General features: G+C 57.4%; 12 protein-coding genes and 1 pseudogene. 8 read left to right on the top strand and 5 right to left on the bottom strand.

Translation table 11 applies throughout. From position 1 onward, the window contains the following. Positions 1 to 128, top strand: a pseudogene (locus tag IQ241_RS20915) (photosystem II D2 protein (photosystem q(a) protein)); the annotation flags it as partial. Positions 129 to 304: 176 nt separating this feature from the next. Here the strand turns inward: IQ241_RS20915 and IQ241_RS26740 are convergent. Next, entirely contained in the window at positions 305 to 505 is a 201-nt protein-coding gene (locus IQ241_RS26740; RefSeq protein WP_193910967.1) for a cadherin-like domain-containing protein, read from the bottom strand. 540 nt (positions 506 to 1,045) lie between these two features. Here IQ241_RS26740 and IQ241_RS20905 point away from each other — a divergent pair. Further along, positions 1,046 to 2,545, top strand: a complete 1,500-nt coding sequence (locus tag IQ241_RS20905; protein WP_193910961.1) for a SulP family inorganic anion transporter — start codon at positions 1,046 to 1,048, stop codon at positions 2,543 to 2,545. Between the two features lie 11 nt (positions 2,546 to 2,556). Beyond that, entirely contained in the window at positions 2,557 to 3,420 is an 864-nt protein-coding gene (locus IQ241_RS20900) for a universal stress protein (protein WP_193910959.1), read from the top strand. Here IQ241_RS20900 and IQ241_RS20895 read toward each other — a convergent pair. Together IQ241_RS20895 and IQ241_RS20890 are read right to left on the bottom strand one after the other, a co-directional pair. Beyond that, the gene (locus tag IQ241_RS20895) at positions 3,417 to 4,064 is read right to left on the bottom strand and encodes a phosphoribosyltransferase (RefSeq protein WP_193910957.1); all 648 of its coding nucleotides are present in this window, start codon (positions 4,062 to 4,064) and stop codon (positions 3,417 to 3,419) included. The two genes, IQ241_RS20900 and IQ241_RS20895, sit on opposite strands and share 4 nt — an antisense overlap. 94 nt (positions 4,065 to 4,158) lie before the next feature. Beyond that, positions 4,159 to 5,118 (bottom strand): nickel/cobalt transporter, encoded by a 960-nt coding sequence (locus IQ241_RS20890; RefSeq protein WP_228021927.1) that lies wholly within the window; start codon positions 5,116 to 5,118, stop codon positions 4,159 to 4,161. Between the two features lie 86 nt (positions 5,119 to 5,204). Here IQ241_RS20890 and IQ241_RS20885 point away from each other — a divergent pair, with 86 nt between their 5' ends. Next, positions 5,205 to 6,320 (top strand): citrate/2-methylcitrate synthase, encoded by a 1,116-nt coding sequence (locus IQ241_RS20885; protein ID WP_193910955.1) that lies wholly within the window; start codon positions 5,205 to 5,207, stop codon positions 6,318 to 6,320. An 89-nt stretch (positions 6,321 to 6,409) separates the two neighbouring features. Here IQ241_RS20885 and phnD read toward each other — a convergent pair whose 3' ends face one another. Both phnD and phnC read right to left on the bottom strand, forming a co-directional pair. After that, positions 6,410 to 7,459 carry a phosphonate ABC transporter substrate-binding protein gene (gene phnD, locus IQ241_RS20880; protein ID WP_193910953.1) on the bottom strand — a complete coding sequence of 350 codons (1,050 nt, stop codon included), beginning with the start codon at positions 7,457 to 7,459 and terminating at the stop codon, positions 6,410 to 6,412. 51 nt (positions 7,460 to 7,510) lie between these two features. Further along, positions 7,511 to 8,347: a phosphonate ABC transporter ATP-binding protein gene (gene phnC, locus IQ241_RS20875; protein ID WP_193910951.1), complete on the bottom strand. Its 837-nt coding sequence runs from the start codon at positions 8,345 to 8,347 to the stop codon at positions 7,511 to 7,513. A 218-nt stretch (positions 8,348 to 8,565) separates the two neighbouring features. Between phnC and IQ241_RS20870 the strand changes: the two genes are divergently transcribed. From IQ241_RS20870 to IQ241_RS20855, 4 genes are all read left to right on the top strand, one after another. After that, a complete protein-coding gene (locus tag IQ241_RS20870) occupies positions 8,566 to 9,753 on the top strand; it encodes a M20 family metallopeptidase (RefSeq protein WP_193910949.1) in 1,188 nt (395 codons plus the stop codon). 161 nt (positions 9,754 to 9,914) lie between these two features. After that, positions 9,915 to 10,355 (top strand): hypothetical protein, encoded by a 441-nt coding sequence (locus IQ241_RS20865; RefSeq protein ID WP_193910947.1) that lies wholly within the window; start codon positions 9,915 to 9,917, stop codon positions 10,353 to 10,355. Positions 10,356 to 10,396: 41 nt separating this feature from the next. Continuing rightward, positions 10,397 to 10,912 carry a hypothetical protein gene (locus IQ241_RS20860; protein WP_193910946.1) on the top strand — a complete coding sequence of 172 codons (516 nt, stop codon included), beginning with the start codon at positions 10,397 to 10,399 and terminating at the stop codon, positions 10,910 to 10,912. A 99-nt stretch (positions 10,913 to 11,011) separates the two neighbouring features. Continuing rightward, positions 11,012 to 11,854: an alpha/beta hydrolase gene (locus IQ241_RS20855; RefSeq protein WP_193910944.1), complete on the top strand. Its 843-nt coding sequence runs from the start codon at positions 11,012 to 11,014 to the stop codon at positions 11,852 to 11,854. Positions 11,855 to 11,878: the final 24 nt, after the last annotated feature.

Genomic DNA, 11,878 nt, shown 5'->3' with positions numbered 1-11,878 from the left:
TCGAGACCTTCTACACGAAGAACATCTTGCTGAACGAAGGCATCCGGGCCTGGCTGGCGCCGCAAGACCAGCCGCATCAGAAGTTTGTATTCCCCGAAGAGGTACTGCCACGTGGTAACGCTCTCTAAACTTTAGGAGTACAAATTTAGATAGCATCATGCGAAAAAGGGGTACGGTCAAAAGCCGTACCCCTTTTACATTCATTAGACGTATAGAAGTGCGCGCCATTCTGCGTGTTGAAGAAGCGATGGACGTCTGAACCGCAGGGTCGATGCTCGCACCTAAGACGTAGAAGGCAATGCCTTCAAACTGTGCGAGGTAACGCATTGAGAATGTTGATGTCAGCTTGAGTAAAGCGGGTAATGCCGAGCCCAGGATTAGTCAACTTTTCAAACTGTCCGCCACTGAGTTCGCTGATCGTGAACCTGAGTTCATTGAGAGCATGGTCTACATCCGTAGCCTTGAGATAGCTATCGGTGGTGAGGACGGAACCGCCTTCTACAATATCTCAGCTTGTTGACGTTCAGTACCGGCGCATTGTTGACCGCAGTGACGTTGAGGCTAAAGGAAGTTGTCTTTACCTCGCCTTAGATTTTTGGAGCCGCTACAGTCAACGACTTCAGGCTATGCTTGTCTGTGTTGTTAGCGCAATTCGGATCTAAAAACACTAGGCTGACCTGCTCAGAAGTCTGCCTAACTGCATTTGTTGGCGAACCTCATTTTGTAGCATTGAGCCTGATGACGGTATGCAAATGGGACATGATATAGTGAGGTTAGCTTTATCGGAGCGGCGAGTTTTAGCTGCTTGTTCTCAGGTAGCTTAGTGACTGTCAGCGTTGTCCTACTCGCGTTTATAAATATTCCCCCCTAAGCCTTAGCCGGTTTTATGTCGCTACCGTAGAACGGCTGGGGTTTCGGCTTTAGTTTTTAACTTGATCGCTGACGCAGCGTTGCGATCGCAGCAGTCAACATCGCTTTGGCCATCTGCTGTGATAAATAAATTTACGCTCAATTCAGGGTATCCATTCAGGGCCGGGAGGTTTTATTGAAAGCAAAATCATGGTTTGACCCAACCACCCTACGGCGGGAATGGTTTTCGAACGTTCGCGCCGATCTGCTGGCGGGGGCGGTGGTGGCGCTGGCCCTGATTCCAGAAGCGATCGCGTTTTCGATTATCGCTGGGGTTGACCCCAAGGTGGGACTTTACGCCTCCTTCTGCATTGCGGTGATCACGGCCTTTGTTGGCGGTCGGCCCGGCCTGATTTCTGCTGCGACCGGGGCGATGGCGCTGCTGATGGTGGAGCTGGTCAGCGACTACGGGCTGCAATACCTGTTTGCGACGACGATTTTGACCGGCATTTTTCAAATTATTTTTGGCTGGCTGCAGCTGGGAAGACAGATGAAGTATGTGCCGCGCGCGGTGATGCTGGGATTTGTCAACGCCTTGGCGATTCTCATCTTTATGGCCCAGCTGCCCCAGCTCACCAACGTCTCCTGGATTGTTTACGCCATGGTGGCGATTGGCCTGGGCATCATCTACCTGCTGCCCCGATTGACCAAGGTCATCCCTTCGCCGCTGGTGGCCATCGTCGTCCTCACCGGAGCAAGCATGGCAATGGACCTGGATGTGAACACCGTTGGCGATATGGGTGAGCTGCCCTCGGCGCTGCCCTTTTTCGCCCTACCGCAGGTGCCGCTGACGCTGGAAACGCTGCAAATTATTCTGCCGTTTGCCCTCACGCTGGCGATTGTGGGGCTGCTGGAGTCGCTGCTGACCGCGTCGCTGCTAGATGAGCTGACGGATACGCCGAGCAATAAGAACCGCGAAGCTAGAGGGCAGGGCATTGCCAACGTGGTCACCGGCTTTTTTGGCGGCATGGCTGGCTGTGCAATGATCGGCCAGTCGGTGATCAACATTCAATCCGGGGGCCGCAAGCGCCTGTCTACGCTGGCCGCCGGCGTACTTTTACTGTTCTTTATCCTGGTTTTGGCCCGCTGGGTGAGCCAGATTCCCATGGCTTCGCTAGTCGCGGTGATGATTATGGTCTCGATTGGCACCTTTAACTGGGCGTCGGTCAGGAACTTTCGCCGGATTCCCCGCAGCGAGACGGTGGTAATGCTAACAACGGTAGTGATTACGATATACACCCACAACCTAGCGATTGGCGTCATTGTGGGGATTGCCTTGAGCACGGTCTTTTTCTCTCGCGAGATTGCCAAGATGGTCTTTGTCGATACGGTACTGAGCCGCGATCGCGCCCAGCGCACCTACAGCGTTGCTGGGCAGCTATTTTTCGTCTCGATAGACGATTTTCTGGACGCGTTTAACTTTGAAGAAGAGCTGGACCAGGTCGTGATTGATCTGAGCCATGCTCACATTTGGGATCAGGGCGCGGTCAATGCGATTGATAAAGTGGTGCTGAAGTTTCGCCGCAACGGGGCCGACGTTGAGCTGTTGGGGATGAACGAAGCCAGCCAGTCTCTGCTAAATCGGCTGGCTGTTCACAACGAGCCCGACGCCCTGAACAATCTCAATAACCACTAGGAATTCCGGTGATGAAACATATTCTTCTCTGCACAGACGGCTCGATTTTTGCCCAGAGCAGCTACCGCTACGCCAGCTGGCTAGCGCCCCGGCTAGATGCTGAGGTCGATGTCCTTTTTGTCTCCGATATTCGCAGCCAAAAGGTCGCCTCTACCGGCAACTTCAGCGGCGCGATTGGCCTCGGGGCCTCTCGCGATTTGCTTAATCAGCTGGTGGAGCTAGAGCATCAAAAGGCGAAGCTCAACCAGCAGAAAGCCCAGCTGGTGCTTCAGGATGCCCAACAGCAGCTGAGCGACGGCGGCGTCAGGGAAGTCAGGCTGATTCATGAAACCGGCTTTTTAGTTGATATTTTTCACAAGTTCGAAACGAATTCAGACCTGATTATTCTGGGCAAGCGAGGCGAGGCGGCGGAGTTTGCCTCGGGTCACCTGGGGGCCAATATGGAGCGCATCGCCCGGGCCAGCCATAAGCCCTGCCTGATTACACCGCGCCAGCACAGTCCGGTGGAGCGGCTGCTGCTGGCCTATGACGGCAGTGAGAGCGGTCAGAAAATACTCGATTTCCTATCGACTTCGCCTGCGTTTAAAGGGCTAGAGCTGCATATTTTGACGGTGGCGAAGAAGGTAGAGGACAATCACGCGATCGCGCGGCTCAAAGATGCCGAAACTCAGGCCCAGGCCGCCGGATTTCAGCCGATCTGCCAGCTCATCCCCGGCAACCCCGAGGAGGTAATCTGCCAGTATATCGAAGCTGAAAACATCAGCCTGCTGCTGATGGGCGCCTATGGCCACAGCCGTATTCGTCACCTGGTAATCGGCAGCACCACCGCCCAAATGCTCCGCAGCAGCCACATTCCAGTTCTACTATTCCGCTAATGAGGCTGGCTCACTCGGTGTTTTAGCAGATTTCTCACTTCTTCATCTGTGGTCTGGTCAAAGTTGTCATACCAGAGGCCGATGGCCGAAAACGGCTCTGGCGATTCGGCGCAAACGATATCATCGATTATTTTCTCAAACGTTTGGCAGGCATGGGTCGAGCCAACGGGAACGGCGACCACGATCCGCGCCGGATGCTGGCGCTGGAGGGCGGCTACGGCTGCCTTCATGGTCGCGCCGGTGGCCAACCCATCATCCACTAAGATGACGGTACGATCGCGCAGCTCCAATGGCGGTCGGTTACCCCGATAGGCCCGCTCGCGACGCTCTAGCTCCCGCTGCTCTTCGCGGGTGACCTGCTCGATAACCTCGGGAGAGAGCTGGAGATTTTGGAGCAGTCGCTGGTTGAGAATCCGCACATGGCCACTGGCGATCGCGCCCATCGCCATTTCCTTTTGGTCGGGCAAGCCGAGCTTGCGCACAATCAGTACGTCCAGCGGCAGCTCCAGCGCCTGGGCCACCTCAAACGCCACCGGCACGCCGCCCCGGGGCAGGCCCAAAACAATCGTCTGGGGCTGCCGCTCATAGGCCGTCAGCCGAGTGGCCAGCCGTTTACCCGCGTCAGTCCGGTCTTGAAATAGCATGGCAGCGTCCTCAAAGTAGCGATCCCTACCGCCATGATAAATATCAGCTGTCTATCCCAGCATTTTTTATTACCGTTCTTAGGGCACATGACCGCTACCGCAGCGGCGCGATCACCGCTACTGTCGTCATGATGCCGCCGATCCCGATAACGGCTACGGCGCTGAGCAGTGGCAAAACCCGACCTAGCCGCCCGGCAGCTGGCAGCCGATTTAGCCAATCCCTAGCATAGAGCGTCATCCAGCCAATGCCAACCAGTACCATCGCCAGGCCCAGGCTGAAGCCGCTAAGCAAGAGCAGGCCAAAGCCAATTTTGCCGAGCGAGATCGCGGACAGCAGCAGCACCAAAGCGGACGGGCAGGGCACAATCCCACCCGCTATGCCCAGAGCAACCAGCGATCGCGGCGTAATTGGCCCGGTAGGAAGGTGGGAATGGCTGTGGGCCGAGCCGTGACTGTGAGGAGTCCCAGGGGGATGCGGGTGGTCAGGGGAGTGAACGTGGGAATGCCCATGGGCCTGACGCAGGCGAGCCGACTGAGCGCTGAGCCGCTGGTCGAGGAGCCAAAACCCGACCCCACAGACCGTGAGGCCGCTGGCCAGGCTCAAGATGGGGTAGAGCTGCTCGGGCAAAATATACTGCGAAGCCGCTAGCGCCATCAGCCCCAGGGCAAAGACGCCGACGGTATGGGTGAGGGTGGTGACCAGCGCCAGTAGTAGCGCCTGCTGAGGCGTACCGCGACTGCCGACTAAATAGGCCGCTACTAGCGTTTTGCCATGTCCCGGCGCGAGCGCGTGACCGGCCCCAAACAGGAAGGCGAGCCCCAGCCCAGCCGCAATCCAGCCCGGCGTCAGGGGCTGATGCAGCAGATCGGCTAGGAAGGGATTGGCGTGCCCGGGATGAGCCCGGGCGGGTAAGGGCAGCAGGGTGGCGACCGCAGCCAGTCCCAAACCCAGGCTGAGCCCAGATGGCCAGGTTCTTCCCCACATCGCTCTGCGCCGCATCTCGCTGACCTCTGCAAATGGACTGCCGCTATCGTAGCGCCAACCTGATGTCAATGAATGCTCGGTTTGGGTGAATAATGGACTGAGCACAGCCCGGACGGCTCGTATCCTCTTTAAGTCTTTAAGTATTCTCAGGCAAGATGCAGTCCCATACGCAAAACGGTCAGCAGGCGGCTCCCATTCGGCGGGGCCTGAAGGACATTATTCTGGATAAAACCTATATTTCTGACCTGCGGACGGATGAGATTGGCCTGATTTATCGCGGCTATCCGGTCAATCGGCTAGTCGAGGTTGCCAACTATGAGCAGGTGGTTCATCTGCTGCTCTATGGACACCTGCCCACCGCTGCCGAGCAAACCGAGCTGCATCAGCGCTTCGTCGCCTATCGGGCGCTGCCAGACTGGGTGACAGGGCTAATCCAAACGCTGCGGCAGGCGCATCCCTTGGTAGTGCTGCGGACAGTGGTTTCGGCTTTGGGGGCCGAGTCTGTCGATGAGGGGTTGGCTGAGTCCATGCTGCGGCTGATTGCTCAGGCCGGCAGCGCGATCGCGCTGCACCAGGCCCTGCGCGCTGACCGCCGGCTACCGCCTAGCGATCCGGCCCTTTCCCACCCGGCCAACTACCTCTATCAGGTGACCGGGCAGCGACCGACGCCAGCGACGACAGCGATTATCGAGCGTAGCTTCATTCTTCTGGCCGAACACGGTTCCAATGCGTCCACTTTTGCCGGGCGGGTTGCCGCCAGCACCGGGGCCGATGGCCATGCGGCGATGACGGCGGCGCTGGGCAGCCTCGGCGGGGCGCTGCACGGCGGCGCGATGGAAGATGTGATCGGTATGCTGGCAGCGATTGACTACGAGGGCGATGTCTTTCAGCAGCTGAAGCAGCGGCGCAAGCAGGGCAAGCGGATCAGCGGCTTTGGCCACCGAATTTATAAAACCGTTGACCCCCGTGCGCCTTTGCTCAAGGCCGCTGCCCAGTCGCTGAGTCAAGCTCAGGGCAGCGAATTGTTTGCCAAGGCCGAAGCGGTTGAGCAGGCGATGTCGCCCTATAAGCGACTAGGCGTGAATGTGAATGTGGACTTTTATTTAAGCCTGGTTTATTCCCTGCTGGACATTCCAGCCGACCTAATTACCCTGACGGCGGGGCACAGTCGCATGGCGGGCTGGGCCGCTCATATTTTGGAGCAGAGGCAGAATAATGTGCTGATTCGGCCGTCGATGCTGTACGTGGGAAAAGTGAAAAGTGAAAAGTGAAGCGGAAAGAGTGAAAAGGAAAGAGGGGTTTGGGTTGATAGGTTTGTCGTTACCCCTATTCCCCTACCCCCCCTCTTCGCTCTTTCTCCCTATTCCAAAGCCTCTAGCTTCTGATTGAGCGCTTCGATCTGCTGCTCTTTTTCGGTTGCGCTGAGGTCGGCGTTATTCTGAACTTCGAGGATACTTTTGCCAATTTCCAGCTCGCGAATGGTGTTCCAATCCTCGTCACCAGCGGGGTCGAAACCCTGCCATTCCAGCGGCCCTAGCACAGCTTCATCGTCGTAGCTATAGAAGAAGTCTTGGACCTCTGCTTTGAAGCAGTCCGGTAGATCGCTGCGGTAGGCAAGCGGGTCGCTGGGAATTTCGGGCGAGGTCCAGATCACCTGAATCTGTTCGCGGGCGGTGGGGTCGCTGGTTTCGACATTGACCAGCGATTCACTGTTGTTAGTGGCGACATCGACCTGGTTGTTGGCGACGGCCTGGGCAGTGGCCTCATGGCTGCCTGCAAAAATGAGTTCATTAAAAGCCTGGTTGGGGTCTACGCCGTTCTTAGCAAAGACATAGTAGCTGGGTACCAGGAAGCCCGAAGTCGAGTTGGGGTCGTTAAAGGCAAAGGTCAGTTCGCTGGCGTTGTCGAGGACGTACTGATCGCCGTTGCCTGCCTCCAGATCGATTTCTTGAACAATTGGATTATCGACGTTGGTGATCAGGTGCGAGTAGTAGCCCTTGGTGCCGTCTGAGTTTACCGTTTGCGCAAAGGCTTCTGCCTGCGAGCGCTCGGCTGCTTCAATGTAGGACTTGCCGCCGTACCAGGCCAGCTGAATTTTGCCCGCGCCCATGGCCTCGATCACGCCAGCATAGTCGGTGGCGTAGAAGGCATTGACCGGTCGGCCCAGTTCTGCTTCCATCGCATCCAGGAAGGGCTCCCACTTGGGTCGCAGGTTGTCTTGCGACTCGGTGGAAATAATTCCAAAGTCAATCTCGGCCAATTCGGGGGCGCAGGTTTCGCCGGTGCTGGCCGCGGACTCGGCGTCGCCGTCGGTGGCTGCGGGGCCGCTGCTGCAGCCGGCTAGCAGGCTCGCACTGACTAGGGGTAAGGCTAGTCGAGATGTCCATTGTTTTAAGGTTGAATTTAGCATCGTTATTCCAGAAATTTTTGAGATAGGTCGGCAAGCAGGACAGATTGGCGATTAAGCAATCGCTTCGGCATGACCGCTGAGCACCAGCTCTTCGGCCGCGGCTCCATAGATATGGTTGAGCCGCTCGTCATTCAAATCATGGGTAAGGCCGTCGAAGTGGACGGCGCCGTCTCGCAGGGCGATCGAGCGGCTGAAATAGTGGCGCACCATCTGCACCTGATGCAGGCAGGTGATCACGGTCAATCCCTGCTCTCGGCTGAGGTCTGTCAGCAGCTGCATGACCTTGCGGGCCGACTCGGGGTCGAGGGAAGCAATCGGTTCGTCGGCCAAAATAATCTGCGCTCCCTGCATTAGGCAGCGCGCGATCGCGACCCGCTGCTGCTGCCCGCCGGACAGAAAAGCCGCCCGCTTGTAGGCCTGATTCAAAATGCCGACCCGCTCTAGCGCCGCTAGCGCCTGGGCCTTTTCCTCTTGGCTAAAGAGCCGCAGCCCGGCCCGCAGCGCCGACATTTCCGAGAGGCTGCCGATCAGCACGTTTTCCAACACGCTCAGCCGGTTGACCAGGTTGAACTGCTGAAAAATGAAGCCAATGCGGCTGCGCAGCCGACGCACGTTGGAATGCAGCTTGCCGTCGGTTTGGAGCGATGTGCCAAAGATTTCGACTCGGCCCTGGTCAGCAATCTGCAAGCCGTTGACTGCCCTCAGCAGGGTGGACTTGCCCGACCCCGAGGCCCCTACCAGGGCGACCATTTCCCCCGAGTCAATGCTCAAGCCCACCTGGTCCAGCGCCACGTTATCGCCAAAGGACTTGGTCAGATTGTGGACTGAGACCGCAGGCTGGGCTGACTGCCCCTGCTGTGAGGATGTTGCTGTAAAGTCGTTAGGCACGGCAGACCATCAAATTCGTATAGATGTCTAGAGATGCAATTTTGAAGTCGTTCTGAATGGTACAGGCTTACATTAGAAGCCCAAGGTTAACTGCGCTTGATTGTGGGATTAACTAAAATGGTGCTGAGATTAAAAACCGGTAAAGGCAGCCCGAGTTAGGTTCTCCTTATCTGTGCGTTTACACTGATGGAGATACGCCTACCTACCTCGACTCATCCATGCTCAGCCAGATCAAAGATATTGCTGAAAAAATTGCGCCCCGGCTCGTTGAAATTCGTCGCCATATTCACAGTCACCCAGAGCTGAGCGGTCAGGAGTATCAGACTGCTGCCTACGTGGCGGGAGTGATGTCGTCCTGCGGCTTCCATGTGCAGGAGATGGTGGGTAAGACCGGCGTTGTAGCGGAACTGGCGGGCGCTGACCCAACCCTGCCAGCGCTGGCGATTCGAGCGGACATGGACGCTTTGCCGATTGCTGAAAAGGCCGAGGTGCCCTTCGTCTCCAAGAGTCCCGGCATCATGCACGCCTGCGGACATGATGTCCACACTGCAATTGGCCTAGGGACGGCGATGATTCTGGCCGAGCTAGGTCACTCCTTCCCGGGCACCACGCGGTTTTTGTTTCAGCCAGCCGAGGAAACGGCCCAGGGAGCCAAGTGGATGATTGCCGACGGCGTAATGGAAAACGTCGCTGCGGTTTTGGGTCTGCATGTTTTTCCGTCGATCCAGGCTGGGGTGATTGGCCTGCGGCACGGGGCGCTGACGGCGGCTGCCGACGACTTAGAAATTAAAATCTTTGGCGAGTCGGGGCACGGGGCTCGTCCCCACGAGGCCACTGACGCCATTTGGATTGCGGCTCAGGTCGTGACAGCCCTCCAGCAGGCGATCAGCCGCACCATCAACCCCTTGCATCCGGCGGTGCTGACGATTGGCCAGATTACGGGCGGACGCGCGCCCAACGTGATTGCCGACCAGGTACGGCTGCTGGGCACGGTGCGATCGCTCCATGCCGATACCTACGAGCGGCTGCCGGCCTGGATTGAGCAAATTGTGGCTGGCGTCTGCCGCACCTACGGGGCCGACTATGAGGTGAACTACCAGCGCCGCACCGCCTCGGTGATCAATGACTGGGATCTGACTCAGCTGGTGGCGGCCTGCGCCGAGGAAGCCTGGGGCAGTGAGCGAATCGAGTGGATCCCGGACGCTTCGATGGGGGCCGAGGATTTTGCCGACTTCACCGAAAAGGCTCCCGGCACGATGTTTCGCCTGGGCGTCGGCTTCCCTGACCGGCGCAACTATCCACTGCACCATCCCAAGTTTGACGTCGATGAGCAGGCGATGATTGCCGGTGCGGTGACGATGGCCTATAGCACCTATCAGTACTGGCAGCAGCGGCAGGCCTGGTAATTTTTGCTGCGAAAGTTCTTTCTAAAGGGGGCTGCCGATTGAGTCCCAAGGGTGAGAGAAAAGGGCTGCGCCTCTCCTAAGCTAAAAATTGTTATTTAGGCTACAGGATAAAGCCTATAGCCGAACAGAAGTTTTGGAAAATAAAAGGAGAAGATATAGCAATGGAGCTATTTAAACGCAGCCGTCGCTGGCTGAGCGCGATCGCGGTTATTCTCATGCTGACGGTGACCACTAGCTGTAGCAGCGTCAGCACCCCCGAAAAAACGACCTATCAGCCTGGTGCGGGTCAGGCGGCCTATGGCCAGCTGGAGCGGGGTAACTCTGCCGCCGGTCAGGACTTTGGCGACTGGGTGGTAAGCACTTCCCAGGGATTGATCAAAGACGCCTTTGTCCGGGATAACGACAAGCTAGGCGTGGTGATTTCAACCGACGTGCGCCCGAATGAGGTGAGAGACCTGACGCGATCGCTGCTGCAGGGCTTTCACAGCAGCTTCCCGAATAAAGACCTAACGGTACTGACCTACGCGCCGGATAAAGAGCTGATTCTTACGGCGCGCTATGACAGCCAGTCGAACCAGGTTGAGTACGACGTCCCGAGCTAGCGAACGACCCCAATTTTTGCCCAAACAAAGGAGCACGTTTAATGAGCACCAGCGATAAATACAAGCGCCAGATTATGAACGATCTGGCCTCTGGCAATCAGGAAACCCTTTCCGACGATGCCAACTTAGACAACTACCAGAACTTCGACGACTTTGCCCAGCGGTCTTCGCGCGATGAGCGCCATCAGCTGTTTAAGCGCTCTTTCCACCCGGAGCGAGTCTCGGCTGAGCAGATGGAGCCCGAGCTGAAGCAGGCCATCTCTAAAATTAAGCCCAACGAGCGCGATGACGTCGCCCGTGACTTTTTAGCCCAGCTGAAGAAGCGCGATCTGAGCGATCGCGACCTGGAGCAGCGACTGGGCCTGTCCACCCGTCACCCGAAGCGGATGAAAGAAGATGACGTCAGCAAGCTGGCGGCCTTTGCCTACCGCAACCACCCCGACATTTTTCAGGAAGTGCTGGCCGACCAGCCCGCCATTATTAAATTCCTCAGCAATCCGCTGGTGGGCGCGGCGATGGGCGCGATCGCGTCTAAGTGGTTCGGCGGTCGTCGCTAGGCGCAACTCGGCTCCGTGCCGACTCAGACATTTGGAGTAGGATAGAGCTGTCCAGAGGCGACTCTGAAATCGCCAGATCCTACTCCAGATTTTTTTGCTGTGAGATCACTGTCAATTTTTGGCCTTACCGTCGCTTCGCTTTACCTGGGTTTTTGCCTTTTTCTCTACTTCTATCAGTCCCGCCTGATCTTTCATCCCAAGTCGCTGATCGGGCTAACGCCGTCAGAAGTTGCGCTTGAGTCCGAGGATGTTTGGCTGCCGGTTGTCAGCGGCGGACGGATTCACGGCTGGTGGCTGCCCGGCGCTCACCCCAGCCGGACACTGCTCTATCTGCACGGTAACGGGGGCAACATCGGCGTTAACCTGGAACATGCCCGCCGCTTTCAGCAGATGGGCTTTTCGGTTTTTCTGTTTGACTATCGCGGCTACGGGCTGAGCGAGGGGCCTTTCCCCAACGAGGCGCGGGTTTACGAAGACGCCAATGCAGCCTGGGACTACCTGATCCAGACGCGGAACATCCAGCCTGCCGACATCTATTTATATGGGCATTCTTTAGGGGGCGCGATCGCGATTGAGCTGGCCACGCATCAGCCCCAGGTGGCGGGCCTGATTGTCCAGGGCTCCTTCACCTCAATGCAGGCCGCCGCTACAGCCGTAGGGCGCTATCAGCTGATTCCGCTGAGGCTGCTGCTGACCCAGCGGTTTGACTCCCTGAGCAAGGTCAAAGATCTGAAAATGCCGCTGTTCTACATTCACGGCCTGGACGATGCCGAGGTGCCTGCCGACATGAGCCGCCAGCTCTATGAGGCGTCTCCTCAGCCTAAAGAGCTCTGGCTGGTGCCAATGGCGGGCCATAACGACCTGGCCCGGATAGCGGGGCAGACCTATTTTGATCAGGTTCAGGATTTTTTAGAAATTCGCACCCAGGCCCAGACCCCGTAGATGGAATCAAAATTTGGTCAGGCG

The organism is Vasconcelosia minhoensis LEGE 07310, from assembly GCF_015207255.1.
Classification (GTDB): domain Bacteria; phylum Cyanobacteriota; class Cyanobacteriia; order Phormidesmidales; family Phormidesmidaceae; genus Vasconcelosia; species Vasconcelosia minhoensis.
Note: the sequence above shows the minus strand (reverse complement) of the source record. Positions and strands in the feature narration are given on the sequence as shown.

Coding starts and splice junctions, on each gene's coding strand:
- IQ241_RS20900 (WP_193910959.1), top strand. CDS start 2,557: ATGAAACATATTCTTCTCTGCACAGACGGCTCGATTTTTGCCCAGAGC.
- IQ241_RS20895 (WP_193910957.1), bottom strand. CDS start 4,064: ATGCTATTTCAAGACCGGACTGACGCGGGTAAACGGCTGGCCACTCGG.
- IQ241_RS20885 (WP_193910955.1), top strand. CDS start 5,205: ATGCAGTCCCATACGCAAAACGGTCAGCAGGCGGCTCCCATTCGGCGG.
- phnD (WP_193910953.1), bottom strand. CDS start 7,459: ATGCTAAATTCAACCTTAAAACAATGGACATCTCGACTAGCCTTACCC.
- IQ241_RS20870 (WP_193910949.1), top strand. CDS start 8,566: ATGCTCAGCCAGATCAAAGATATTGCTGAAAAAATTGCGCCCCGGCTC.
- IQ241_RS20865 (WP_193910947.1), top strand. CDS start 9,915: ATGGAGCTATTTAAACGCAGCCGTCGCTGGCTGAGCGCGATCGCGGTT.
- IQ241_RS20860 (WP_193910946.1), top strand. CDS start 10,397: ATGAGCACCAGCGATAAATACAAGCGCCAGATTATGAACGATCTGGCC.